Origin of the sequence: Metabacillus bambusae (assembly GCF_017497975.1) — a bacterium.
In the GTDB taxonomy this organism is placed as follows: Bacteria; Bacillota; Bacilli; order Bacillales; family Bacillaceae; genus Metabacillus; species Metabacillus bambusae.
Genome location: NZ_JAGDEL010000042.1, coordinates 1 through 24,368 on the forward strand (window position 1 = coordinate 1; position 24,368 = coordinate 24,368).

28 protein-coding genes, 1 rRNA gene and 1 pseudogene are annotated in these 24,368 nt (G+C 36.2%); 12 read left to right on the forward strand and 18 right to left on the reverse strand.

What is annotated here, in order from left to right:
• Together I7822_RS28470 and I7822_RS28475 are read right to left on the reverse strand one after the other, a co-directional pair.
• Positions 1 to 218: ribosomal RNA gene (locus I7822_RS28470) — 16S ribosomal RNA — on the reverse strand; the annotation flags it as partial.
• Positions 219 to 485: 267 nt separating this feature from the next.
• On the reverse strand, positions 486 to 1,358 hold the full coding sequence (locus I7822_RS28475) for a nucleotidyltransferase-like protein (protein ID WP_207982429.1): 873 nt from the start codon (positions 1,356 to 1,358) through the stop codon (positions 486 to 488).
• Positions 1,359 to 1,622: 264 nt separating this feature from the next.
• On the opposite strand from I7822_RS28475, the gene I7822_RS28480 reads away from it, so the two are divergent.
• Positions 1,623 to 1,982 carry a YgzB family protein gene (locus I7822_RS28480; protein ID WP_207982406.1) on the forward strand — a complete coding sequence of 120 codons (360 nt, stop codon included), beginning with the start codon at positions 1,623 to 1,625 and terminating at the stop codon, positions 1,980 to 1,982.
• Positions 1,983 to 2,331: 349 nt separating this feature from the next.
• On the opposite strand, the gene perR is transcribed toward I7822_RS28480, so the two are convergent.
• The 7 genes from perR to I7822_RS28515 form a co-directional block, all read right to left on the reverse strand.
• Complete coding sequence (perR, locus tag I7822_RS28485) at positions 2,332 to 2,769, reverse strand: peroxide-responsive transcriptional repressor PerR (RefSeq protein ID WP_207982407.1); 438 nt, start codon at positions 2,767 to 2,769, stop codon at positions 2,332 to 2,334.
• A 598-nt stretch (positions 2,770 to 3,367) separates the two neighbouring features.
• Positions 3,368 to 4,477 (reverse strand): aminopeptidase, encoded by a 1,110-nt coding sequence (locus I7822_RS28490; RefSeq protein WP_207982408.1) that lies wholly within the window; start codon positions 4,475 to 4,477, stop codon positions 3,368 to 3,370.
• 16 nt (positions 4,478 to 4,493) lie between these two features.
• Positions 4,494 to 4,961 (reverse strand): thioredoxin-dependent thiol peroxidase, encoded by a 468-nt coding sequence (gene bcp / locus I7822_RS28495; protein WP_207982409.1) that lies wholly within the window; start codon positions 4,959 to 4,961, stop codon positions 4,494 to 4,496.
• A gap of 66 nt (positions 4,962 to 5,027) precedes the next feature.
• Positions 5,028 to 5,429 carry an ion channel gene (locus I7822_RS28500; RefSeq protein WP_207982410.1) on the reverse strand — a complete coding sequence of 134 codons (402 nt, stop codon included), beginning with the start codon at positions 5,427 to 5,429 and terminating at the stop codon, positions 5,028 to 5,030.
• 141 nt (positions 5,430 to 5,570) lie between these two features.
• Entirely contained in the window at positions 5,571 to 6,356 is a 786-nt protein-coding gene (locus I7822_RS28505; protein WP_207982411.1) for an ABC transporter permease, read from the reverse strand.
• A gap of 4 nt (positions 6,357 to 6,360) precedes the next feature.
• The gene (locus I7822_RS28510; RefSeq protein WP_207982412.1) at positions 6,361 to 7,152 is read right to left on the reverse strand and encodes an ABC transporter permease; all 792 of its coding nucleotides are present in this window, start codon (positions 7,150 to 7,152) and stop codon (positions 6,361 to 6,363) included.
• A gap of 8 nt (positions 7,153 to 7,160) precedes the next feature.
• Complete coding sequence (locus I7822_RS28515; RefSeq protein ID WP_207982413.1) at positions 7,161 to 8,177, reverse strand: ABC transporter ATP-binding protein; 1,017 nt, start codon at positions 8,175 to 8,177, stop codon at positions 7,161 to 7,163.
• Between the two features lie 162 nt (positions 8,178 to 8,339).
• On the opposite strand from I7822_RS28515, the gene I7822_RS28520 reads away from it, so the two are divergent.
• On the forward strand, positions 8,340 to 9,629 hold the full coding sequence (locus I7822_RS28520; protein WP_207982414.1) for a glutamate-1-semialdehyde 2,1-aminomutase: 1,290 nt from the start codon (positions 8,340 to 8,342) through the stop codon (positions 9,627 to 9,629).
• Positions 9,630 to 9,887: 258 nt separating this feature from the next.
• Entirely contained in the window at positions 9,888 to 10,955 is a 1,068-nt protein-coding gene (locus I7822_RS28525) for an FUSC family protein (RefSeq protein ID WP_207982415.1), read from the forward strand.
• A 166-nt stretch (positions 10,956 to 11,121) separates the two neighbouring features.
• Here I7822_RS28525 and I7822_RS28530 read toward each other — a convergent pair whose 3' ends face one another.
• From I7822_RS28530 to fabL, 5 genes are all read right to left on the reverse strand, one after another.
• A complete protein-coding gene (locus I7822_RS28530; protein ID WP_279382033.1) occupies positions 11,122 to 12,864 on the reverse strand; it encodes an ABC transporter ATP-binding protein in 1,743 nt (580 codons plus the stop codon).
• A 390-nt stretch (positions 12,865 to 13,254) separates the two neighbouring features.
• Positions 13,255 to 13,785 (reverse strand): nucleoside tri-diphosphate phosphatase, encoded by a 531-nt coding sequence (gene ntdP, locus I7822_RS28535; RefSeq protein ID WP_066336031.1) that lies wholly within the window; start codon positions 13,783 to 13,785, stop codon positions 13,255 to 13,257.
• A gap of 145 nt (positions 13,786 to 13,930) precedes the next feature.
• Entirely contained in the window at positions 13,931 to 14,185 is a 255-nt protein-coding gene (locus I7822_RS28540; RefSeq protein WP_207982416.1) for a YgaB family protein, read from the reverse strand.
• Between the two features lie 269 nt (positions 14,186 to 14,454).
• Positions 14,455 to 14,661, reverse strand: a complete 207-nt coding sequence (locus tag I7822_RS28545; RefSeq protein ID WP_207982417.1) for a gamma-type small acid-soluble spore protein — start codon at positions 14,659 to 14,661, stop codon at positions 14,455 to 14,457.
• Between the two features lie 79 nt (positions 14,662 to 14,740).
• On the reverse strand, positions 14,741 to 15,496 hold the full coding sequence (gene fabL, locus I7822_RS28550) for an enoyl-[acyl-carrier-protein] reductase FabL (protein WP_207982418.1): 756 nt from the start codon (positions 15,494 to 15,496) through the stop codon (positions 14,741 to 14,743).
• 135 nt (positions 15,497 to 15,631) lie between these two features.
• Here fabL and yfhS point away from each other — a divergent pair, with 135 nt between their 5' ends.
• Entirely contained in the window at positions 15,632 to 15,856 is a 225-nt protein-coding gene (gene yfhS / locus I7822_RS28555; protein ID WP_207982419.1) for a mother cell protein YfhS, read from the forward strand.
• An 11-nt stretch (positions 15,857 to 15,867) separates the two neighbouring features.
• Here the strand turns inward: yfhS and mutY are convergent, their stop codons facing one another.
• A complete protein-coding gene (gene mutY, locus I7822_RS28560) occupies positions 15,868 to 16,968 on the reverse strand; it encodes an A/G-specific adenine glycosylase (protein ID WP_207982420.1) in 1,101 nt (366 codons plus the stop codon).
• 418 nt (positions 16,969 to 17,386) lie between these two features.
• Here mutY and I7822_RS28565 point away from each other — a divergent pair, with 418 nt between their 5' ends.
• Positions 17,387 to 18,367, forward strand: coding sequence for a metal-dependent hydrolase (locus I7822_RS28565; protein WP_207982421.1), 981 nt, complete (start codon positions 17,387 to 17,389; stop codon positions 18,365 to 18,367).
• A 98-nt stretch (positions 18,368 to 18,465) separates the two neighbouring features.
• Here I7822_RS28565 and I7822_RS28570 read toward each other — a convergent pair whose 3' ends face one another.
• Entirely contained in the window at positions 18,466 to 18,735 is a 270-nt protein-coding gene (locus tag I7822_RS28570) for a YfhJ family protein (protein ID WP_207982422.1), read from the reverse strand.
• 111 nt (positions 18,736 to 18,846) lie between these two features.
• Between I7822_RS28570 and I7822_RS28575 the strand changes: the two genes are divergently transcribed.
• Both I7822_RS28575 and I7822_RS28580 read left to right on the forward strand, forming a co-directional pair.
• Complete coding sequence (locus I7822_RS28575) at positions 18,847 to 19,011, forward strand: small, acid-soluble spore protein K (RefSeq protein WP_066335991.1); 165 nt, start codon at positions 18,847 to 18,849, stop codon at positions 19,009 to 19,011.
• A gap of 28 nt (positions 19,012 to 19,039) precedes the next feature.
• Positions 19,040 to 19,195: a YpzG family protein gene (locus I7822_RS28580; protein WP_207982423.1), complete on the forward strand. Its 156-nt coding sequence runs from the start codon at positions 19,040 to 19,042 to the stop codon at positions 19,193 to 19,195.
• Positions 19,196 to 19,229: 34 nt separating this feature from the next.
• Here the strand turns inward: I7822_RS28580 and I7822_RS28585 are convergent, their stop codons facing one another.
• Positions 19,230 to 19,547, reverse strand: a complete 318-nt coding sequence (locus tag I7822_RS28585; RefSeq protein ID WP_307847917.1) for a YfhH family protein — start codon at positions 19,545 to 19,547, stop codon at positions 19,230 to 19,232.
• A 23-nt stretch (positions 19,548 to 19,570) separates the two neighbouring features.
• Positions 19,571 to 20,371: a recombination regulator RecX gene (recX, locus tag I7822_RS28590; RefSeq protein ID WP_207982424.1), complete on the reverse strand. Its 801-nt coding sequence runs from the start codon at positions 20,369 to 20,371 to the stop codon at positions 19,571 to 19,573.
• Positions 20,372 to 20,471: 100 nt separating this feature from the next.
• Between recX and I7822_RS28595 the strand changes: the two are divergent.
• From I7822_RS28595 to I7822_RS28615, 5 genes and pseudogenes are all read left to right on the forward strand, one after another.
• Positions 20,472 to 21,355, forward strand: a pseudogene (locus I7822_RS28595) (TIGR01777 family oxidoreductase).
• 54 nt (positions 21,356 to 21,409) lie between these two features.
• Positions 21,410 to 22,540, forward strand: a complete 1,131-nt coding sequence (locus tag I7822_RS28600; protein WP_207982425.1) for an amidohydrolase — start codon at positions 21,410 to 21,412, stop codon at positions 22,538 to 22,540.
• Positions 22,541 to 22,991: 451 nt separating this feature from the next.
• Positions 22,992 to 23,549 carry a GNAT family N-acetyltransferase gene (locus tag I7822_RS28605; protein ID WP_207982426.1) on the forward strand — a complete coding sequence of 186 codons (558 nt, stop codon included), beginning with the start codon at positions 22,992 to 22,994 and terminating at the stop codon, positions 23,547 to 23,549.
• A 156-nt stretch (positions 23,550 to 23,705) separates the two neighbouring features.
• Positions 23,706 to 23,834 (forward strand): YfhE family protein, encoded by a 129-nt coding sequence (locus I7822_RS28610; protein WP_243459741.1) that lies wholly within the window; start codon positions 23,706 to 23,708, stop codon positions 23,832 to 23,834.
• 197 nt (positions 23,835 to 24,031) lie between these two features.
• Entirely contained in the window at positions 24,032 to 24,223 is a 192-nt protein-coding gene (locus I7822_RS28615) for a YfhD family protein (protein WP_207982428.1), read from the forward strand.
• Positions 24,224 to 24,368 lie beyond the last annotated feature (145 nt).

Consider the following 24,368-nt stretch of genomic DNA (forward strand, 5'->3'; position numbering starts at 1 on the left):
GACGCCATCTTTCAATTTTGAACCATGCGGTTCAAAATGTTATCCGGTATTAGCTCCGGTTTCCCGGAGTTATCCCAATCTTACAGGCAGGTTACCCACGTGTTACTCACCCGTCCGCCGCTAATCTCTGGGAGCAAGCTCCCATTGATTCGCTCGACTTGCATGTATTAGGCACGCCGCCAGCGTTCGTCCTGAGCCAGGATCAAACTCTCCAATAAAGTGTTTGATATAGCTCATAAGTTTTGTACTATATAGTACGTTGTTTTGTTAATTTAAAATTAACGTTGGCACGCTTGGTTTTGTTTAGTTTTCAAAGATCATCGTGTTGTCGTTTCGTCTAGAAGCGACTTTACAAATATAACATTTTCGTTTTTCTCTGTCAACAACTTTTTAAAAATCTTTTTCGTTGAAACTGAGATGAGAGCCGCTGTTTACCTTTTCGGTAGCAGCGACGTTTACTAATATATCATCTCAAAAAAACTAAGTCAATACTTTTTCTCAACAAAATATGAACGATGAAAAACCTTTTTACCTTTTGTTTCGATACGTTCTATTGAAACATAGTTTTTTTCAACTAAGAATTCTAATAGAACACTAAGATCTACAGAGTAATATTTTAGTTCTGGGTGGTGGTATAACTCATTATAATACCACGATTCCTTTTCAGACATAATCGTCAGAATATGAGCTGCACCAACTTCTGTTTTAGAATGAATTAGGAAATCACTTGCTAAAAACAAAAGCTCTAATCTCTTTTCTAACGATTCATCACTTTCTACTAATTCTTTATAGAGTTTATAAATTTGCGGTTCAATATGTTTTACCTGATTCCATACTGTCACTTCAGGATAATATCCACGATCAATAACTTCTAGTCTTGCTAAATGATGGAGGGCGTGAACAATATGGTTATAAGCATCTAATAGCTGCTTAGATTCAAAAAATACCTTTCCTTCTAAATATCTTCGAATTAACTTTCCATATTCAATCCCAATTTTCAGTTTACGTTCCGAAAAGGGAAAGGTTCGTAATCGATCAATAAGCCCTATTATGTATTCATTTCTGTCAAAAAGTATTTTTCCATTTAAAACCCAATCAACAATTCTTCTATTAGTTCCTAAAAGAATGGATTCATTTAATTCATCTTTTGTCATGACTGTTAAAGATGCTTTTTTATCTTCATATTCATAATGTTTCACAAATGGTGACTGATCTGATTCATTAACAATAACTAACAAAGCAACATCTAAGTTATCTGTTAAAGGAGAGGTTTGATTTCTTTTTTCTATCATGATGATTGCTAGTGTATTTGAGTGACTTGCTCTTTCTTGATATATAGGACGGAGAATATTTTCCATCATGATTCCTCCAATATATGGGCTTTATTATTGTTTCTACATATAAAAGCAAAAACCCTTTTCAAAATTGCACGATAAAAATTGCCCAATGACGAAAGTTTTAGTTTTTGTTATACGATCCTTAAAATTTAACTTCTGATAGTATAAAGTAAGATCAACATATAAAACAATCATTAAACACTAATGGAACTTTTATTCGGAAAATTAGTTTACAATTTATCTAAAATTCATCATGTGCTATATTAAACAAAGGAGGTTTATGTTATGGCGCGTAAATATAGTAGTAAAATAAATAAAATAAGAACTTTTGCCCTTAGCTTAGTCTTTGTAGGTTTTATAATTATGTATTTAGGTGTTTTCTTCCGTACGAATATGTGGGTAATGACAATTTTCATGATGTTGGGAATGCTTTCAATCATCGCTAGTACAGTAGTTTACTTTTGGATTGGAATGCTTTCAACAAAAGCTGTTCAAGTTATTTGTCCATCATGTGGTAAGCCGACAAAAATTCTTGGCCGTGTTGATATGTGTATGTATTGTAAGGAACCTTTAACATTGGACAAGGATTTAGAAGGCAAGGAGTTTGACGAGGACTATAATCGTAAAAAGATTAAGACCAAATAGAAAAGAGGCTGACTTACAACAAAGTCAGACCCCTCACAAATTCATTTATACAGTATCCATTTGTTATGATGCTATATATCGAATCAGAGGGGCCTGTCCATGAAGTGAGTCACCCTCTTTTTTATTTGGCTCTTTTCTTTCAAAACGAAAACTATTTAAGGTTGATTGGAGCGGGGTGCGAGACTCCTGTAGGAGTGCGAGTCCCAAGGGAGACTCACGCAGGTGCAAAGCACCGAGGAGGCTCCCGGACCGCCCGCGGAAAGCGAAAGCCTGCAGCGGAAATCAACAACCTAGTTTAACAGAGTCTATAAAATAAAAAAACAAGCTCTGGTTTAATAACCGAGCTTGTTTAATGAGTTTCTTTCTTTTCACAACTGCTGCACAATCCGTATATTTCCATACGGTGATGACTTACATTAAATCCTGTTACATGCGCAGCTAATGCCTCAACCTCATCAAGTCCTGGGTAATGAAAATCAACAATTTTACCACAACTTTCACAAATACAGTGATAGTGATCAGACGTAACAAAATCGAACCGACTTGATGCATCGCCATACGTTAATTCCTTTACAAGTCCAACTTCACGAAATACCCTTAAGTTGTTGTAAACAGTAGCAACACTCATATTAGGGAATTTTCCTTCTAACGCTTTATATATATCATCGGCTGTAGGATGTGTCATGGAATCGACTAGGAATTCAAGTATAGCATGACGTTGAGGTGTTATACGAACTCCAGTTTGCTTCAAAGTTTCTAACGCATCTTTTAATTGATGTTCAGACATCCGCCATGCACCTCACCTTAATAAATATTATTACTTTATAATGTTTATAAATAGTGTACATTGTGACTAAGACTTTTGTCAAACGTTCTTTATTAATCATTCTTTAACTAGTAGTAATATCACTCTTCAATATTAATAATCACTGATTTAAAAGACCGATATGTACCACAGCCATAAGCAATGGATGACAATAACTCTCCACATACAGAAGGTAGTACTTTATCCATATTGTTTACTTTTCACAAATATTCATGCGATCAATATCTTCTATGTTAAGAAATGATGTTTAATACAAATAGAGCTCCTCAGGACGTAACCACGATCCACTTTAACCTTATTCCAGCTTCAACGTGCTTGTCCATTAAATTCATCTGGTGCTAGTTTTACAGTGGATATACCGATTTCTTAGAATTTCCCACCCTATGTCCTAGGTATCATTCAAAATTTATATATGTAACTTAAACATAAAAAAGAGTGCGGAACTCGGGTCCGCACTTAGTCCGGCGCTAACATTTGAGGAGGTAATGCCTTCCCTATAGATTACGCATTTTTTATCAAATTGGCTGGACGTTTGCCTTACTTGTAAAAAATAGGCAGGTTATTTTAGGTTTTCTTGATTTAAGGCTTCAAGCTCTGGTAAGAAGAACTTTCCATCTTTTCGAATTAAAACATCGTCAAAGTATATTTCTCCCCCGCCGTATTCGGGTCTTTGTATTAAAACCATATCCCAATGGACAGCAGATTTATTCCCATTGTCAGCTTCTTCATATGCTTCACCTGGTGTAAAATGTAGACTGCCACAGATTTTTTCATCAAATAAAATATCGCCCATTGGCTCTTCAATATAAGGATTAAACCCGATCGCAAATTCACCTATATATCTCGCACCTTCATCTGTATCTAGGATTTCATTTAACTTATCCGTGTTATCCGAAGTTGCTTCAGTGATTTTCCCGTTTTCAAAGGTTAATTTCACATTTCGGAAGGTTGTTCCATGATATGGACATGGTGTATTAAAAAGAATCGTTCCATTTACAGAATCTTTAATAGGCGCAGTGAAAATCTCTCCGTCTGGAACATTTGCTTCCCCTGTACAAGGGATGACAGGTATATCCTTAATGGAAAAACGCAAATCAGTTCCAGGGCTTAATATACGTACTTGGTCTGTTTTCTCCATCAACCTTTTAAGGGGAGCAACTGCACTTGCCATTTTGTCATAGTCTACTGTACATACAGCAAATAAGTAATCCTCAAATTCCCTTGTGCTCATACCTGCCTTTTGAGCTAGCCCCTTTGTAGGGTAATTAAGAAGAACCCATTTTCGATTATTAACATAAAACTCCGAAACCGGCTTCATGATCTCACCACGTAATTGGTGCATTTCCTTAGGAATCCCAGCCATCTCTGCATCATTCTCTTCACCGATGATGACAATGACCGCATCAACATCTTTGTACACCTGCATTTGCCAATTTGCTTGTGTTTCAAGTTGAGCCCTTTTGTAGTTTTTTGCTAAATGGAGATTGATTTCATCATCAAAAAGCTCTACATAAGGATAAGCTCCCATGGAATATGCTTGGTCAATTAACTCTGTTATAAGTGGCTTCGTAATTAAAGACCCACGAATCAAGACTTTTTCTGTCCTTTTCACCTTGACAGAATGCGTTAATAAAACGGATGCCAATTTCTTAACTCTCTCGTCTCTCATCTATTCACCTTCTACATTATGATATTTCCTTTATGTATTGAAGAGCTTCTTGGACATGATCCTTCACTTTTACCTTTCTCCATTCCTTAATTAAAGTGCCCTCTGGATCAATAATAAACGTGGACCTTTCAATTCCCATGTATTCTTTACCAAAGTTCTTCTTTAACTTCCAAACACCAAATGCTTCTGCTAATTGATGCTCATCATCAACTAACAATTGGAACGGTAGATCATGTTTTTCTTTAAACTTTTGGTGTTTCTCTTTCGGATCAGGACTAACGCCTAGAATTACAGCATTAACATCTGCAAAGCTTTGATATTGATCCCTAAAATCACAAGCTTCAGTTGTACAACCTGGCGTCATATCCTTTGGATAAAAGTATAGAACGATATATTTTCCTCTAAAATCAGCTAATCTTGTTTTTTCACCATTATCAGCAACTAATTCAATATCTGGTGCACTATTGCCAACTTCAATTGTCATTGTATTACCTCCAATAAATATCTAATTAAATTAAGCCTAACCAACTTTAGCCTTTCATACAACTATTTACTGTTTTTCAATCCCAATCACCGTTCGCGCCAGAAATACCGCTGGAAGGATATAACCAATTAATGCCTCAAATACTGCAAGAAATCGACCAATTCCGATTGGCACAACATCACCGTAGCCTACTGAAAATAAAGTAACCGCACTAAAATATAGCGAGGTAACAAGCTTGTCAAAGTAATCTCCTGTGATAGGGGCTCCTGATTCAATTAATACATGCAGATTACTTTGAATGAAAATAAGATAAATCATTCCGAAGCCAATAAGGAGTGATAAATAGAGATACGTAATCAAAATAACCGTTTCAAAAGATAGAAAGTTTTTCTGGAAACAAGCAACTACAACACTTTTAAAGCTCATGAAAATACAAATTACGATGAATACACAAAACAATAGTTCCAAATCAACCCCCACCCAACTGATACTATGCTTTGTACAATATATACAAGCATGGAGGCTGATATTCAAATGACTTTTGAACCTACTAAAAAAGTAAAAAGGAGAACCAGGCATCCCTAGCTCTCCTTAAGATTCATTTCCGCACTAATTCCCTGCCCCTCTATATCTTTTCACACCTGCATTCCATAAGACAACAGATAATACAAAGAAGCCTACACCCATTACCGGCGTTAAAAACGAGTAAATATACCATTCTTCTTTTTCTAAAAAGAATGCGGCAGGATACACCCCAACAAATGCAAATGGTAAAATCCACGTTAAGACAAAGCGAATCACTGAATTATATATATCAACTGGATAGCGCCCGTAGTTACCAATATTGTACATCATAGGCATTAATGAGGTTCTGGCATCTGACCAAAAGCCAATACTGGCTAGCGAGACGAAAATACCTGCATAAACAAGAGCACCACTAATGACAAATACAAAAAATAAGATAAAATCATACCATTGAAAGGTTAAATCTAACTGAATTGAGGCATACCCCATTATTAGTATTCCTGTTATTGCCCCGAACAACGATTCGAGCTCCATCCGTTCTAATATCACTTGGAACAGACTATGAATCGGTCTCGTTAAAATTCTATCCATTTCCCCTTTTACAATATAACGTTCATTAAAATCCCAAATATTAAAGAATGCCCCAAACACAGCAAATGGCACTAAGAAAAAACCATAAATAAAAATAATCTCCTCACGTGACCAACCACTTAAAAACTGTGTGTGTCCAAAAACAACGAGTATAAACACAAGGTTTGTTACTTGAAAAAGCATATCAGATAAAAGCTCTACAACCATATCTGCCCGATATTGCATCCTTGTTTTCATATATTGTCCGATATATTGAGTAAACATTGAAAAATAGAACATATCCTCATCCCCCCTGTATAATCATTCGTTTTTTCGCTAAGACCCACAGCAGTTGGATTGGAATGAGTAATACGATTGCCCAAAATCCTTGTAGCAGAAGGGCTTGAAGCACTTCATTTCCTTTCATTCCTTCTGTAAAAATCATACTCGGAATATAACTAATTGCTTGGAAAGGAAAATACTTCATAACGTCTTGAGCCCACATTGGATAAAAGCTGATTGGCAGGAGCAGACCAGAAAACAAATCAATAATCACTCGTTTTGCCCTCATGAGACCATCATTATTAAATAAGAAAAATGTCAGCATACCTGTAACTAAGTTAATCTGGGTATTAATAATAAAACTAAATAATAACGAAAATGCAAAAAGGAGCCACGTTGTCCCGTTTGAAGAAAACTCCATTGGGAACACCAGTCCGACAATAACCAAGCCTGGCACCGAGAAAAACACTAAACGAAAGATACCTTCTCCAAATGCCTGCATGGTCTTCATCCCTAAATAGTTATAAGGTCTAATTAATTCAACAGCCACTTTACCTTCTTTAATCTCTATAGCTATTTCACGATCAATATTATTAAAATAAAACGCTCTTGCCATCCATGAAACAGCCACATATGTTGTCATTTGAAGCGCAGACAAGCCTTCAATAGAATCTTTCCCACCATAAATAGCTGTCCATAAAAAATAATAAGCACCTATATTAATACTATAGATTAAGATTCCGCTATAATAATTTGTTCGATACGCAAGCATCATTAAAAACCGGATCCTGATCATTTCTAAATATTTATCCATATTCCACCTCAGCTAGTTAATGCCTCTCCCTTTTCATAAATGTTTCGAATGACTTCTTCCGTGGAGATTTCCGTAACACTTAAATCCGTAATTTGATGGGCACCTACTACACGACTAATTAGTTCAGACATTTGAGCTTCCTTGTCACTTACAAGAGCAGTCCATTCATTCAATTTATCACCCTTTTGCCAAAACACTTCAATATCAGCTGTTAAAAATGATAGCTGGTTTTCTACTACCGCTTCTGCGAATTGGAATTGAATTTGTTTTCCCTCTCCCCAGTGAGATCTTAATTCCTCTAATGCTCCATCATAAATAACCTTTCCTTCATCAAGCATCACAACGCGTTCACAAAGTGCCTCAATATCTGATAAGTCATGAGTAGTTAAAAGAATTGTTGTTTTGTATTTTTCATTCATCTCTTTTAAAAACTGACGAATCTTTAATTTCACTAAAACATCTAGTCCAATTGTCGGCTCATCAAGGAATAGTAATGGTGGATTGTGAATCAGGGCTGCAGCAAGCTCACATCTCATTCTTTGCCCCAAAGACAGCTTTCGAACAGGCTTATCTAGCAATGGTCCAATATCTAACGTGGTGATTACATGTTCCATATGCTCGTTATAGTCTTCATCAGACACCTTATACACCTTTTTTAATAAGCGGAACGATTCTTGTACCGCAATATCCCACCATAATTGTGAACGTTGCCCGAAAACAACACCAATTGAATGAACAAACCGCTCTCGTTCTTTATGAGGATTCATCCCATTAACAAAAACCTCACCTGAAGTTGGTGTTAAAATGCCAGTCAGCATCTTTATTGAGGTAGATTTCCCAGCACCATTTTCACCGATATACCCAACCATTTCTCCTTGTTTTACCGTAAACGAAACATCATTTACAGCGGGAATTGTTTTATATTGACGATTTAATAAATCTCGAAACGCACCCTTTAAACCTTGACGACTAGAGTACGATTTAAATTCTTTTCGTAGTTTTTTCACTTCAATAATGTTTGTCATTTTTAATCCCTCCATCTTTCACCACAACGATTAGTTTAACGAAACTTTAGGATTACAACAAATGCTATGTCTTTACTTTGAGGAGAAAATTTATAATTTTTTAAGGGATAAGCATTCATGATAAAATAAAAGTGGATTTTAGATACATACTAGGAGGCTATCATGCAATTTACAAAATCAAATGAATTACACGAAGAAGCATTACAACATATAGTTGGTGGGGTAAATTCCCCTTCACGTTCTTATAAAGCAGTTGGCGGAGGTTCACCAGTCGTAATGGAAAGGGCAAATGGAGCCTATTTTTGGGATGTCGATGGCAACAAATATATTGATTATTTAGCAGCATATGGTCCAATCATTACAGGACATGCACATCCTCATATTACAAAGGCAATCCAAAAGGCGGCCGAGAGTGGCGTGTTATACGGAACTCCGACCCCACATGAGGTTACATTCGCAAAAATGCTTAAGGAAGCGATGCCTGCTCTAGACAAGGTTCGTTTCGTTAATTCCGGAACAGAGGCCGTCATGACAACAATTCGTGTGGCGAGAGCTTACACTGGTCGTGACAAAATCATTAAATTTGCAGGCTGTTACCACGGACATTCAGACTTAGTTCTTGTTGCTGCTGGTTCAGGTCCATCAACATTAGGTACCCCAGACTCTGCAGGTGTTCCAAAAAGCATCGCTCAAGAAGTCATCACTGTCCCTTTTAATGAAATTGAACCATTAAAAGAAGCATTAGATAAATGGGGAGACCAAGTAGCTGCAATATTAGTAGAACCGATTGTTGGTAACTTTGGAATCGTTGAACCAAAGCCTGGCTTTTTAGAAAAAGTAAATGAATTGGTCCATGATGCAGGTGCACTCGTTATTTACGATGAGGTTATAACCGCTTTTCGGTTTATGTATGGCGGTGCCCAGGATTTATTAGGGGTATATCCTGATTTAACGGCATTAGGAAAGATTATTGGTGGTGGGCTCCCAATTGGAGCTTATGGTGGGAAAAAGGAGATAATGGAACAGGTAGCACCTCTAGGACCAGCATATCAAGCTGGAACAATGGCTGGTAACCCGGCATCCATTTTATCTGGGATTGCTTGCTTAGAAGTATTAAAGCAAAAAAAGGTGTACGAAAACCTCGATGAACTAGGAGCAATCCTTGAGGAAGGTATATTACAACACGCTCGTACATACAATATCCCGATAACGTTAAATCGATTAAAAGGCGCATTAACGATTTACTTTACCGATGAAAAAATAAAAAACTATGAACAAGCTGAAAATACAGATGGTGAAATGTTTGCCAAGTTCTTTAAACTAATGCTTCATCAAGGAATTAATCTAGCACCTTCTAAATATGAAGCATGGTTTTTAACAACTGCTCATACAAAAGAGGATTTATCAGAAACACTAAAAGCTGTGGAATATGCTTTTAGCAAACTAAAATAATAGATAAAGTTAGCCCTCATACATTGGGGGTTGTTTTACCTGTAAGACAAGTGTACAAAAGTACCTTGTCTTACATTTTCACTACCTTTCTATTTTCAGAATATATTTACGTTTTAAATTTTTGTTAAAAAGGGAAATTGTATCTTGTATAAAGTAGCTAAAGCCTGTATAGTACGATATTGGTTTATTAAGTGAAACTTCATCTAAGGGAGTTTTTTCTCCTATATGATTTTAAGAAGGGAATGTCATTAAGCATACATGAAACTAGGTGCACGCATCCTAAAGACAGGGATTGCCATTACACTAGCTTTATTTTTAGCTACAGCCTTTCAGCTGCCATCTGCCGCATTTGCTGGAATTTCAGCGATTTTTGCTATACAGCCGACGATCTATCGTTCTTACTTATCGATTATCGAACAAATCCAAGCAAATGTTATTGGTGCAGGGTTAGCGATTGGTTTTGGCCTTATATTCGGCTCACACCCAATCATTATTGGTTTAACGGCCATTATTGTAATTGCCATCAATTTAAAGCTTAAGGCTGAAAACACGATTCCAGTAGCCCTTGTTACGGTTATTGCGATATTAGAAAGCCCAGGCGATGATTTCATTGAAGTAGCATTCATTCGCTTTTTTACAATTTTACTAGGGGTTTTAGCTGCTTTTATCGTAAATTTAGTATTTATTCCGCCAAAATATGAAACAAAGCTTTACATGAGAATCACAGAAAATACAGAGGATATTATTAAATGGATTCGAATTAATCTTCGCCAGGCTTCAGAACATAATGTTTTAAAGGATGAAATTGTAAAGCTTAAAGAACACATGATAAAGCTCGATCAACTCTACCTGAATTATAAAGAGGAACGAAATTATTTTAAACGAGAATCCTACGCAAAATCTAGAAAGCTCGTTCTCTTTAGACAGATGATTGTAACAACAAATCGTGCACTTGAGACATTGAAGAAGCTTCATCGCTTAGAGAATGAACTTCATCAAATGCCAGAAAACTTTCAAAAAGTGTTAATAAGTGAATTAGATTACTTGCTTTATGTTCACGAAGAATCCCTGCTACGTTTTATCGGGAAAATTAAAACCCAACCTCCATCAGTACCGATGAGAGAAAATAAATTTAATAAACAGCAGCTTACTGAAGTGTTCGTGGAATTTTATAAGGACCAAGATTCATCTTGCTTTTATCACCTATTACCACTAGTATCGGCAATCATCGATTATAGTGAACAGCTGGAGCATTTAGATACGTTAATTAGTAGCTTCCAAAGCTTTCATAAAGAAGATAATGAAGTAAAGATTACAGAGGAATAAGGCTGGCTTTTGCTAGCCTTATTTTTTTTAGTTTTTTTAAACTGATGCCTTCCCAATGCATAGCAAACGATCGAAGCTTGATATAGCAATTCAATAGAGACAGTAACAAAATTCCACTAAAAAAAGCTATACTCACTTCATCTAAAAGTGAATATAGCTTTAATTTTCAGTCTAATTGCTGTATCTGAAATAACTTAAAATACTGACCTTGTTTTTCCATTAACTCTTGGTGTGTTCCTTGCTCAACAACTTTACCATCCTCAATTAATACTATTTTGTTAGCATGTGTAATTGTTGACAGTCGATGCGCAACAATAAAGGTAGTACGATCCTTCGCTAGGTTCTCGAGCGCTTCCTGTATTAAATGCTCGCTTTCTAAATCTAAAGCTGAAGTTGCTTCATCTAAAATAAGGATTGGAGGGTTTTTCAAAAACACCCTCGCAATAGAAACCCTTTGCTTTTGTCCTCCTGAAAGCTTAACTCCTCGTTCACCAACCTTTGTATTATAACCATTCGGTAATTTCAAAATAAAGTCATGTGCGTTTGCCGCTTTTGCAGCTTGAATTACCTCTTCTTCGGTTGCATCTGGTTTCCCAATTAAGATGTTTTCTCGAACTGTATTACTGAATAAAAACGTATCCTGTAGGACCATACCTATTTGTCCACGTAAGCTTTGTGCTTGATAATCACGAATATCGATATCGTCTAATAGAATTCTTCCGTCTGTCACATCATAAAAACGAGGAAGCAAGCTAACAAGTGTTGATTTCCCGCCACCACTCATTCCAACAAGTGCAACTGTTTCCCCTCGTTTTACTCGCAGGGAAAGACCTTCGATAATAAGCGCCTCGTTTTCTTGGTAGCGAAATGAAATGTTTTGAAATTCAACCTCTCCCCTTACATTACTTGCTACCACTGCATTCGGCTTATCAACAACCTCATAAGGGACATCAATAAACTCAAATACACGATCCATCGAAGCAAAGGCCTGTGTCAATGTTGTTGACGAATTAATTAATCTACGAAGTGGATTATATAGCTGTTCGATATATGCAATAAAGGCAACCATTGTACCAATAGAAAGCTGTCCATGAATCACCTGATAGCCAGCATAGCTGATTACTACAAGTGGTGCGATATCTGTCAGTGTGTTGACAATTGCAAACGTTCGAGCATTCCAACTCGTATGATCTAAAGCACTTGTAAGAAAATTTGAATTTTCTTTCGCAAATTGTTTCTGCTCAAATTCCTCTGTAGCAAAGCTTCGAATAACAGGCATACCCTGTACACGCTCATGCAAGTGTCCTTGAACCTCTGCAAGTGCCTGTGACCGAACTCTTGTTAAATGACGAAGCTTGCCATAAAAGTACTTCACAGACAAACCGTAAAATGGGAATAGAACTATTGACACAAGTGTTAGCTTTACATCCATAGTCAACATAATCCCTATTGCGATTACAATCGTAACAACATCAAGCCAAACATTCATTAACCCAGTTATTACGAAATTCTTCGTTTGCTCAACATCATTAATTACACGTGAGATAATTTCTCCCCCGCGTGTATTTGCATAATAACGTAAACTTAATTTTTGTAAATGCGTGAATAACTGGTCACGAATATCATATAAAATTTTACTTCCTACCCATTGCGCATAGTATTGGCGGAAATATTCAATCGGCGGACGAATAACAATAAATAAGATAAACATTCCGCCCATAATCATCAGTAAGGTTTTTGTCTTCTCATCAGCAGAACCTGTTCCACCAATAATGTCATCTACTACATATTTTATTAGTAAAGGCAAAAGAAGTGGGATTGAAAATTTTATGACACCAATGATAATTGTTCCCACAATCTGAAGCCTATAAGGCTTTACAAAAGCCATATACCGCTTTACAGACCCCAAGTTAACCCCCCGTTTCTCTCTATAAACGTTTCTTACTATTTTACCTTCTTATTTTATATAGGCTCTATTAAAGCTCACTGTTGATTTTAGCACTTTGTTGATTAGAACGAATACGTAAGACTCCTGCGGGAGTGCAAGTCCAAAGAAGACTCACACAGGTGCAAAGCACCGAGGATGCTCCCGGATCGCCCGCGGAAAGCCAACGCCTGCAGCGGAAATCAACAACAAAGTTTAACAGAGAACCTTTATAGAAAAAAATAAAATTATTTCAAATTGATATTATTCAATAAAAGATATCCTAATATGAACAGAAAAAAGGCTGACTCTTACCATTGTTCCAACTACTGCCAAAGTTGAAACATTACCTGAGCCACCCTAACTTACACACTATTATTTTACATAGGTTAAATACCGTTCATACCATTCATCGATAAATTCAGGTGCAAATGGCCCCTTTTTCTGGCGAATCCATCGCAGTAAAGTTTCTAAATTATTTTTTAAGATAAGATCGATTACTTCTGGATAGTTCATAATCTTACTATGCTGCTCGTACTCATCTTCATCCAATATCGTATAAGTCATATCAGGATACACCTTCACATCAAGATCATAGTCGATATATTTTAACGCTTCATCATCCCAAACGAATGGTGAGCTTATATTACAGTAGTAGGTAACACCATCATTCCTAAGCATACCGATAATATTAAACCAATGTCTCGCATGAAAATAGCATATAGCTGGTTCTCTCGTTATCCACGTTCTTCCGTCCGATTCTGTTACAACTGTTCGGTCATTACCACCAATAATACAGTGCTGTGAACCTTTTAAAACAGTTGATTCTTCCCAAACTCTGTGGATGTAACCATTATGCTTATAACTATGAATTTGGATTTTGTCTCCTTCCCTGGGAAAGCCCACGTTTCTCCCCTTCTTTCAAATGGTCGCTTCGTGAAATCTCTTATCTCACAAACGTCGTCTCGTAATTTATTTGTTATCATTATACCGTTTGTGAATTAAAAAAGAAAATAAAAGAGTCATTTCAAAGGAAATGACCCATTTGGATTCAAGAAACGGTTTCAAATTGTTGATTTTCGTAGGATCGAATAACCTCTTCTGTTTGTTTTTCAAATACTTCTTGAATTCTATTTAATTCCAGCTTCATTTGCTCGATCTCATCTTGCACAGATTGTATCTTTGCTTCGTCCTGCAAAGCAATCAGTTGTTTCATTATATCCTGGCACCGTTCAATTTCAGACTGCAAATATAATAATTTATCCATTGTTTTTAACTGCTCACCTACCAATTGATCAAAATTCATAGCATCCTCTCCTATCTGTTAAAGAAATCTCCTCAATAATTGTGATAATGTTTAATTCTCCGTATCATCGTTCTTTCCTTTGACTACTTATGTAGAGGAAACGGAAGTTTTGTCGTTTTGAGTGTTATATTTTCATTTACAATGCTAGTAGGTCATTTCTAATAACTATTTTTAATAGACTATTTCACTTTTTCTAAACTTAAAGTAATTCCCACCCAAAAAAAGACACCTCTCCACGAATTGGGAGAGGTGTCTTTTTCATAGCTAAATTAAGAGTTTTGGTTCTTTTTACCTTCAGCTTGTTGGTTTTGTTGTCTTACTTCTTGTGCATTCGTTTCACTAGCGAATTCAGTGCCAAATTGACCTGCACCCGCTTGAGCTCCAGCTCCTTGTGCTGATTGAGCGTTTTGTTGTCTTACTTGTTGGATGTTAGTCCCTGCTGATGATTTACCAGGTTGGTTGTTGTTTTGTGCCATTTTAATATCACCTCCACGAAATATAGATTGTCCCGGAGATGATTTTTATATCCAAGAAATTTAAAATTTTTAAAAAAAATTATACGAGTAACGAACGACCACCGTCTACTATCAGGGTTTGTCCTCTTACCATGGATGCTTTTTCAGTTAAAAGAAACTCAATTGCATTTACCATATCTTCAATCTCAACCATTCTACCTGCTGGAGTATTTTTTCTTGCATCTTCTAAAAGTTCTTCCCGATTCGGGAAATGCTTAAGTGCATCTGTGTCAACTGCTCCTCCTGAAACTGCATTTACAATAATATTTTTAGGCGACAATTCCACAGCCAAATATCTAGTAAGTGCCTCAAGTGCTGCCTTAGACACACCAACAGTTGTGTAATTTTCCAGATAGCGAATGGAGCCAAGCGAGCTTGTGCTAACGATAAATCCTCCGCCATTTCTCTCCATGAGCTTTGCTGCTTCTTGCGCACAAAAAAGAAGTGCCTTACTGTTAATATTCATTGTCCAATCCCAATGGCTTTCTTCAAGCTCCATTGCAGGCTTTTGCACACCTGAAGCGGCATTATTGACAAAAATATCAAGTCTTCCAAAATTTTCATCAATTTGTGCGAAAAGCTCTTTGATTTTTTCTGGCTTTCCAACATTTGCTTTTATAGCAATTGCTTTAACACCAAGCTTCTGAATTTCTTCTACTACCTCTAACGCTGCTGTTTTACTACGTGCATAATTAACAATAATGTCATAGCCTTTTTTAGCTAAACGTATAGCAACCGCCTTACCAATCCCACGACTACTCCCTGTAATGAGTGCTACTTTATTCTCTTGGCTCATTTTGTCAGCTCCTTATATGTAAAAAATCGAATAGATGAATTTATTGTATCAGATACTATAGCGAAACTTCTATTTAGGGGTATTTTTTCCCCTAATAACTTTAACGAACATCGTCCATTTATGAGGAGGATATCCATGTACGTAGGTCGTGATATGACTGAATTATCCATGATGTCAAAGAAAGAGTGGAAAAATGAAGAACTTGCATTTTTCCATCACTCACTTCAACAGATTGTTCCTTACTTGAACGTAGAAGGACAAACAATTCATCGTGAAATTGTCCAAGAAATAACATCACGTGGCGGTCTTAACAGAAGTGAAGCTACTTATACACAAGGGACAAGAACACAATATGATTGATTTCTTAGGGGTCAGGCTAGGTTCTGCCCCTTATAAATTTGATAAATTTTCTGATGTGATACTGGAAAAGCATATTTACTTAATTCTTCTGTTGATACTGCAACTAGGTTTTCATTCGGAATATTTTTTACTTCAGCAATAAAAATAGAGATATTCCAGATCAAATGAGAAAAGATGTGTTCAACAGTACCTGCTAGTTCGGATAGCTCAACCTTTGCTTCATATTCAATTTGTAAATAATCAGCTAGCTGTTCACGATAAGTTTTTCCTGTTGTTGCTACTATTTCAAGGTTTGGGTGCTCCCACAAATTTGCAAGCAAGCCTGTGGATGGTCGTTTATGAATATAGAGATTCCCATCTGAATCGTGTAAGACTGCTGCAGCCATTTGTAATGGTTTTGGTTTCTTTTTCTTACTTTTAATCGGTAATTCAGCTTGAACACCTTCTTCAAAAGCCGTACAATGCTCTCGAACTGGGCAAAGCAAACAAGAGGGTGAAGTTGGTGTACATATTAATGCCCCTAGCTCCATAAGTGCTTGATTAAAAGAAGAAGGATCATCTTTTGAAATTAGCTCATAGGTGGCATCCTCAAAAGTCTTTCGTGTTTTCGGCTTAGCAATATCTTCCCAAATTGATAATATTCTCGAAAGAACCCTCATAACGTTCCCATCAACAGCAGGCTCTGGTATGTTGTAAGCAATACTTAAAATTGCCCCTTTTGTATAAGGTCCGACACCTTTTAGTTTTGATATTTCTTGTGGAGAATTCGGAACAACGCCACCATAACTTTCTTTTACCTCTTTAACAGCTGATTGGAGATTACGTACTCGGGAATAGTAACCAAGCCCCTCCCAAGCTTTTAGCACTTCCTCTTCATTTGCATCAGCTAATGCTTCTATTGTGGGAAATTTTTCGATAAATGAAGTAAAATAAGGTATAACCGTATCAACTCTAGTTTGTTGAAGCATTATTTCTGAAACCCAAACTTTGTATGGATCTTGATCCTTACGCCATGGTAAATCCCTTTTTTCGGTTAAATACCAGTTAATCAAATCATCCTGAAAAGCATGTATCGAAAAGCTACTGAGCTTTTTTTGTAAATCGTTTTCCATGTGAATTTTTCCTCCGGATGTTAATTTCCTTGATAATCGGGAAAATAGAATATATGAATAGTTCGCTTCTATTTTTGCTGTTTCACTTTTATCAGGATAGTATAAGACTAAATATTAATAAAGCCTTTATGTTTAAAAGTAATAAGAATTGAACACATTGGACAGTATTATGTCATATAAATTCAATTGTAATATCAAAAGTAAGTCAAAAGCGTAAGTCCTTGATAAGCGACGTAGAAAAAAGACACTCTGATCACGAAAGCACGAGCATTCGATGTTAAACTTTACGTATAAGTTGTGTGAAGTTTGCTAGGCACTAGAGCTGAATATCAAAGCCGCCTATACAAAGAAAAACATTAAAAAAATTCCTAGTAATTAAAAAAACTCCTTTCGAGTAAATACAAGGAGGTACATTTCGTTGGATACTGGAACACATGTCGTCATGGGAATTGCAATAGGAGGATTAGCGACATTAGATCCCGCTATAGGAATCGATAATTCTACAGCAAATGCAGTCATGCTTGGGGCAATCTTTGGCTCTCAAGCACCTGACCTAGATACCATTTTAAAGCTTAGAAATAACGCAAAGTATATACGAAATCATCGTGGAATTACTCATTCCATCCCTGCTATTTTTATTTGGTCTTTTTTAATCACGGGGATGATAACGATATTTATTCCAGAAAGCAATTTGCTTCATTTATGGCTGTGGACACTGCTTGCGATTGTGCTCCATGTTTTTGTTGATATTTTTAATGCCTATGGTACCCAGGCACTAAGGCCTTTTACGAAGAAATGGATTGCATTAGGTATCATAAACACGTTTGATCCATTTATCTTTGTTGTACACTTAGTTGGCATAGCGATTTGGTTGCTCGGTGGTCACCCTGGTTATACATTTTTAAGTGTTTATATCATATTGATTGGGTACTATATTATTCGATTTTCTATGCAACGAAGGATTATTCATCGTTTACACAAGCTATTGCCACATATCGAACAAGTTATTATCTCACCAACAATGAGGTTTCGCAGATGGCATATTGCAATTATGACCAATACAAGTTTCCATGTAGCAAGAGCTATAGATGGTGAAATTATGTTCCTTGATGAATTTGAACGGATACCTGTCCCACAGACAGATGTAATCAGAGCTGCAGAGCAAGATGATAACATATCAGCATTTTTATCTTTTTCCCCAGTTTATCGTTGGGAAGTCGATGAGTATACAGATCATTATGAGGTACGGTTTATTGACTTACGATACAGAAGCAAAGGGTACTATCCTTTCGTAGCAATTGTACAGCTCGATCTAGAATTAAACATCGTAAGCTCCTATACAGGGTGGATATTCAGCGAGGAAAAGCTTCGTAAAAAGCTTGAACTAATACCTGAATAAACAAAAGCACAAGATCGATTATTACAGTTCCAAAAACAAAGATAAAGGCTGGATTCATAACTCATGAGCCAGCCTTTTTCATTTAAACAAACGTTTAATTAATGCTTTAAATAATCCTCGTTATTCAACAAATGACTATATTTTGGATTTGTGGCAATGAATTCATGAAGCTTGTCACCATAATGAGTAATTAATTGTCTAACTACCTGTTCTGTCACTTCTTTTCCATGATATTCTCTTCCAGCCTTTGCTTGTGTTGATTCAAAATCTTCCCACAATAATTCTATCCATGTTCTTGCTTGTGCATATGAAAGGCTTGTGTTTTTATTTAATAACTCTTCCGTTAATCGTTCAAAATATATTTCCATTATTCTCACCTCTAGGAAGGATTCGTTACTTATATTTTAATCAAAAGCAACCATACTATAAGTACGCTTCTTTTTAGGAAGCTACTGAATGATGACTTGGAGGGGATTGTGTTGCGTAACAAAGAAGCAGGATTTCCTAATATGAGCAACAACAAGTTTGAAGGCGAACCAAGAGCTAAAGCTGAATATGCTTCTAAACGAGCAGACGGTACCATTAACACTCATCCCCAAGAACGGATGAGAGCTTCTGGAAGTCGAGAAAACCCTTACTCTTAATACGCTAAAACTTGTGGAGGTGCTTCGAATGGGTACAAAGAAAAAATTCTATGATAATTTGTATTCTAATCCATTTAATCAGCCATGGGCTAATCCAAAACATGCTCACGCTCAAGTAAATGGTCAAACCCAACTATCTCAAGACCTCATCATTCTAAAAAGACAAACAAGAAAGCAATCTTAACAAGTAAATTTGGACTGACAGCTTTTACAGCTTGTCAGTCCTTAATTAACATTGAAATTGGCAATGCCTCCTCAACATTTGGCGTTGACAGACGATAACCCCATGCAAAAATCCCATTCATATACGAAATTTTAAAGGACTCTCCAGGTGCCCCTTCCACTTCATATACTTCTTCTGGTTTATAATTGGTCGGATCTAATAAATAAGATTTTGCCATTGTAATTTTACGCTCTAAAACAGCAAATTCATTTACAATTCCAAGCTGTTCAGCTTTTCTCGCCTTTTCCTTTAGGGAAGCAATTTCGTTCTTTAGTTCATATTCAGTCATTTCACTATAGCGTTTATTATTCACTGTAATTTCCCCTTGTCATAAAATTATTCTGCGTCTAAATATTGATCAATGATCTCAATGGAAAACCCTTTACGAAATAAAAATTGCTTCATCTTCAGTTTATAGTGATATGAGTCCTCATTTTGATATCGCTTTTTTGCCTTTTCAGCATGTTTTTGAAGTGCAGCCCATTCCTCAGATTCTTCCTGCTCAACCTTCACTTCTTCTAATGCAATTGAAATAATATCATAAGAAAAGCCCTTTCTCATGATATGCTGCTCTAATTTTTGCTTTAGCTGTACATTCGATAACTTATTATTTTTTTTCAATACCTTTTCAGCATGGTTAACTGCCTCTTCAATTTGAGCAGATTGCGTATATTGAAGAAGTGCTTGTTCAATAAATGCTTGTTCAATCCCTTTACCTGCAAGCTCTCGTTTTATCACACTTGGCCCTTTTCCATTTGTTTGCCACTGCGTTCTGACATAAGCTAGAGCAAATTCAAGATCATCAACATAACGATATTCCTTAAGCTTAAATATTACCTCTTGAATAATCGCATCGTTATATTCCTTTTTTCGTAAGTGATCCTCCACTTCTTTTATAGAGCGCATTCGATAACTTAAAAATTCTAAAGCTTTATTATATGCCTTTTTAATTTCATCACCATATTGGATTTCACTAATATCAAATTCATCAAGTTCTTTTCCTTTTTGGAGATTGTATTTAATAAACACATCTTGATCTACACTAAAAGCATATTTTTCTCCCGTACCATCATCTAAAAAAATATTTAATCGATCATCAGAATGCTTTTGAGCAGTGATTTTTGTAATAATCGCCATATTCTCACCTACTAATCATTTTAAAAATATATTAAAAAGAGGAGATTTTTCATTAAAAGGGTATATAAGTAATAGAGCTACTCCAAAGGAAGTGATCACATTGAAAATTGCCATAGCCGGTGGCACTGGTTTTATTGGAAAGCACTTAACTCGTCATTTTTTATCTAAAGGTCACGATGTCTTTATTTTAACACGAAGTGAAAAAACTTCTTCAGAAAAAAACCTTCATTTCGTGAAATGGCTTTCAGAATCAGCAAACCCTTCTGCTAAATTGGATGGTGTAGATGCTGTCATAAATTTAACAGGAAAATCAATAAATGACCGCTGGACTGAAAAAGCTAAAAAAGAAATAGTCGAGAGCAGAATTAGTTCAACTAGTGCAATCTATTCATTGATTAACAATATTCCAAATAAACCTTCTGTGTTTATAAATGCAAGTGCAATTGGTATTTATGGCACATCATTAGAAAAAACATTTACAGAACAAACAAAAGTAATAGGTACTGATTTCCTCTCTAAGACCGTGCAGCAATGGGAATCAGAAGCTGCAAAGATTGCGGATTTATCCGTTAGAACAGTATACGCAAGATTCGGCATCGTTTTAGGTGATCAGGGAGCTCTCCCTAAGATGGTTTTACCTTAATTCTTGGATCAGGACAGCAATGGATGTCATGGATACATATTGAAGATCTCGTAAAACTTATTGATTATATCATTCACACCCCAGATATCTCTGGTCCAATTAATGCTACAGCACCAAATCCAGTTAGGATGAATGAATTTAGTCAGACACTGGCTAATGTCCTAAAAAGACCTAATTGGTTCAGAGCACCATCTTTTGCTTTAAAAACAATATTAGGTGAGATGAGTATATTAATTTTAGAAGGTCAAAAGGTAATACCTGAAAAGGCACTACAGCATCATTATCATTTTTTATTTCCAACTCTTGATAAAGCATTGTTAAATCTTCTAAACCGTTATTAAAGGAGTCTTACGCTCAATATAAAAAAACAATCTTGATGGGAGCTTGAGCTTGTTATGAATTCTACACTTTTTAAACAAGCAACGGTTTATCCTGTTACCTCGGCAGTTAAGTACGAAACAGATGTACTTGTTGAAAACGGGAAAATAGTTGCAATTGGAAAGAATTTAGAAAGTACTGAAGATACGATAGTGATTAATTGTAAGGACCAGCTATTATTTCCTGGCTTTATCGATGTTCATACCCATTTAGGTTTATATGATGAAGGTACAGGCTGGGCGGGGAATGATGCCAATGAAACGATTGAACCACTAACTCCGCATATTCGTGCACTAGATGGCGTTCATTCGCTTGATCCTGCTTTTACGGATGCCATTAAATATGGGATTACGACAGCTCATGTAATGCCAGGAAGCGCAAATGTGATTGGTGGCACAACTTCTGTTATTAAAACCTATGGTTCAAACATCTCAAGTATGATTATCCAGGAAACAGCTGGATTAAAGATAGCATTGGGAGAAAATCCAAAACGAATGCATAGCCATGGGAATAAAGAATCGATTACAAGAATGGGAATTATGGGTATGCTTCGTGAAGCATTTTATAAAGCAAAATACAGTGATGAAACGGAGGATTTCCGTTTAATTCCAATCAAAAAGGCTCTACGCCGTGAAATCCCGGTTCGCATCCACGCCCATCGTGCAGATGATATTATGAGTGCTATTCGCTTTGCAGAGGAATTTGACCTTGACTACAGAATTGAGCACTGTACTGAAGGTCACTTAATTGCTGATGAATTAATAGGCAAGCAAGCGAAGGTATGTGTTGGACCTACATTAACTAGAAGGTCGAAAATTGAACTTAAGAATAAAAGTTGGTCAACCTATCAAGCATTATCTGAAAGAGGTGTCGAGGTGTCGATTACAACCGATCACCCTTACACTCCTATACAATACTTAAATATTTGCGCATCAATTGCTGTTAGAGAAGGTTTTGATGAACAAAAGGCGCTAGAAGGAATTACTATAGCTGCTGCTCGTAATTTAAGGGTCGATAAACGCATTGGTAGTATTGAGGTAGGAAAAGATGCAGATCTAGTTATATGGAATTATCACCCGTTTCATTATCTTGCAAAACCACAATTAACAATGATAGATGGAAAAGTAGTCTACGTCGTAAAAGGATAATATTCCCAAAAAGTTATTTTGGTATTGTATAGAACTAGGTACTACTTGTTCCTGAGTTGGTAGGAACCTCAATTTAAAAGTCCATTTACTATATTTAATTAACGCGTTAAATTAGAAGATTTAGCATCGATTTTTTATGTGCGTAATTTCCACTAAAATAGTAGGATTTCAGTTATATCAACTACTATATTACGATAAATTATTTTTTTTGAAATTCGACAAAAAAGGAGTATCTTTTTCATTTGAAATGACGTATTATACTCCATGGAGCAAGTTAACAAAACAATTAAATCTAGTAATGGGAAGGCAAATGGTGCGCCACCAGCTTTACTGGTTCTAGTGGGTTCGATTCCCACCCCGAAATTTTTTGAAGGTAATGTATTTATAAAAAATTTCGAGGGTGGAGACGACCATATCACGTGGAGTCTGCCCTCATATTGGAGGGGTCCAGATGCTAAAAAAACGTGATATTCATGATAGTCATGCACTTTATGAACACATGGTTCACCCTGATGTCTTCCCATTTGTCCGTCATAAAGCAAACTCATTTGAGGAATATCTATTCTTAACGAAACAAACGATTGAAGCTGAAGAACGTGGTGAGTTGATTTCACGTACCATTTTAGATGAATGGGGCTCTCCAATCGGAACAATTAGTTTGTTCGATATCCAGGATAAAGCTGGCTTTTTAGGGACGTGGTTGGGAAAGCCATACCATGGAAAAGGCTATAATAAGCTTGCTAAGGATGCTTTTTTTCATGAATTATTTTATGAATTAGATATTGAAACAATCTTCTTGCGAATCCGTAAACAAAATGTTCGCTCAACAAAAGCAGCTGCAAAACTGCCTTATGTTACTAACGCTAATGAAACAAGAGCAAGCTTACTTGAACAAATCAACAATGGTGAAGATTTATTCAATTTATTTGAAATTACAAAAGACCTATATACTTTCAACACGTACCAACAAACTTCAGAAGCCGATGAGAATCAGCTTAAAGAAGCTTAATATTTGAGGACAGGTGAGATCAAAATTGATCTCACCTTTTTATTGATTTGATAAGTCAGATAATGGAGAATTTTTTTGCTAAAGATTAGTTTGTATGAATCCACCCTCATTTGTCAAAGCTAAGGATGAATACTATATTTTGGAAGGATGATTACATTGGCATCAGAAAAAAAGAAGCGAGATAAGACAAAAAGTACTCTATCTAGTATGCAAGAAGTAACATATTCTAGAGAGTTTAAAAGTGCTGACCGTGCTGGTGGATACATAAGTAAATCGAGACACTAACTTCCAACATGAATTCATGAAAAAAAGCCATCCTAATCTTGAACAACATGTTCAATAGAAAAGCGCAAGCGCCTTGCTCAGCTCCGACAAGCATAAGACGATCATAAATAGAAGTTGTTTTTCCTTCAATTCATGATCAGCTTATTACCTCGAGGGGCTAGGCGCTGGAGCTAGACAATACAAAGGAGGGCTTTTTCATGGGTCGTGGACATAAACATAAAGCTCGTGATAAAAATTCAGCAACACTTCCTCAAACTCCAAAAAATTTAAAAAGAGATGGTGTTGACGAAGAATTCTCTCGTGAGATAGCAGACCAAGCAGATATGGAAGCTCAAGCAAGAGCTAACGCTGCCAATCAACGTCAACAAACAAATAGAAAGCGAAAATAATGTAAAACAGGAGTGGAATTAATATGGTACCTATAGATAGGACACTTATAAAAGAGTGTTTCATCTATAGGTATTTTTTTATATACTTTAATTTCAAGATAATGGGGATTAGGGGACAACATGAGTAAAATAACATTTTCAACTA

Bases quoted from the DNA above. Each gene is read 5' to 3' on its own strand.
- I7822_RS28475 (WP_207982429.1), bottom strand. From the start codon at position 1,358: ATGGAAAATATTCTCCGTCCTATATATCAAGAAAGAGCAAGTCACTCA.
- I7822_RS28615 (WP_207982428.1), top strand. From the start codon at position 24,032: ATGGGTCGTGGACATAAACATAAAGCTCGTGATAAAAATTCAGCAACA.
- I7822_RS28505 (WP_207982411.1), bottom strand. From the start codon at position 6,356: ATGTTCTATTTTTCAATGTTTACTCAATATATCGGACAATATATGAAA.
- recX (WP_207982424.1), bottom strand. From the start codon at position 20,371: ATGGCGATTATTACAAAAATCACTGCTCAAAAGCATTCTGATGATCGA.
- I7822_RS28510 (WP_207982412.1), bottom strand. From the start codon at position 7,152: ATGGATAAATATTTAGAAATGATCAGGATCCGGTTTTTAATGATGCTT.
- I7822_RS28580 (WP_207982423.1), top strand. From the start codon at position 19,040: ATGGGTACAAAGAAAAAATTCTATGATAATTTGTATTCTAATCCATTT.
- I7822_RS28540 (WP_207982416.1), bottom strand. From the start codon at position 14,185: ATGAATTTTGATCAATTGGTAGGTGAGCAGTTAAAAACAATGGATAAA.
- bcp (WP_207982409.1), bottom strand. From the start codon at position 4,961: ATGACAATTGAAGTTGGCAATAGTGCACCAGATATTGAATTAGTTGCT.
- I7822_RS28490 (WP_207982408.1), bottom strand. From the start codon at position 4,477: ATGAGAGACGAGAGAGTTAAGAAATTGGCATCCGTTTTATTAACGCAT.
- I7822_RS28480 (WP_207982406.1), top strand. From the start codon at position 1,623: ATGGCGCGTAAATATAGTAGTAAAATAAATAAAATAAGAACTTTTGCC.
- fabL (WP_207982418.1), bottom strand. From the start codon at position 15,496: ATGAGCCAAGAGAATAAAGTAGCACTCATTACAGGGAGTAGTCGTGGG.
- I7822_RS28605 (WP_207982426.1), top strand. From the start codon at position 22,992: ATGCTAAAAAAACGTGATATTCATGATAGTCATGCACTTTATGAACAC.
- mutY (WP_207982420.1), bottom strand. From the start codon at position 16,968: ATGGAAAACGATTTACAAAAAAAGCTCAGTAGCTTTTCGATACATGCT.
- I7822_RS28515 (WP_207982413.1), bottom strand. From the start codon at position 8,177: ATGACAAACATTATTGAAGTGAAAAAACTACGAAAAGAATTTAAATCG.
- I7822_RS28525 (WP_207982415.1), top strand. From the start codon at position 9,888: ATGAAACTAGGTGCACGCATCCTAAAGACAGGGATTGCCATTACACTA.
- yfhS (WP_207982419.1), top strand. From the start codon at position 15,632: ATGTACGTAGGTCGTGATATGACTGAATTATCCATGATGTCAAAGAAA.
- perR (WP_207982407.1), bottom strand. From the start codon at position 2,769: ATGTCTGAACATCAATTAAAAGATGCGTTAGAAACTTTGAAGCAAACT.
- I7822_RS28520 (WP_207982414.1), top strand. From the start codon at position 8,340: ATGCAATTTACAAAATCAAATGAATTACACGAAGAAGCATTACAACAT.
- I7822_RS28570 (WP_207982422.1), bottom strand. From the start codon at position 18,735: ATGGAAATATATTTTGAACGATTAACGGAAGAGTTATTAAATAAAAAC.
- I7822_RS28600 (WP_207982425.1), top strand. From the start codon at position 21,410: ATGAATTCTACACTTTTTAAACAAGCAACGGTTTATCCTGTTACCTCG.
- I7822_RS28545 (WP_207982417.1), bottom strand. From the start codon at position 14,661: ATGGCACAAAACAACAACCAACCTGGTAAATCATCAGCAGGGACTAAC.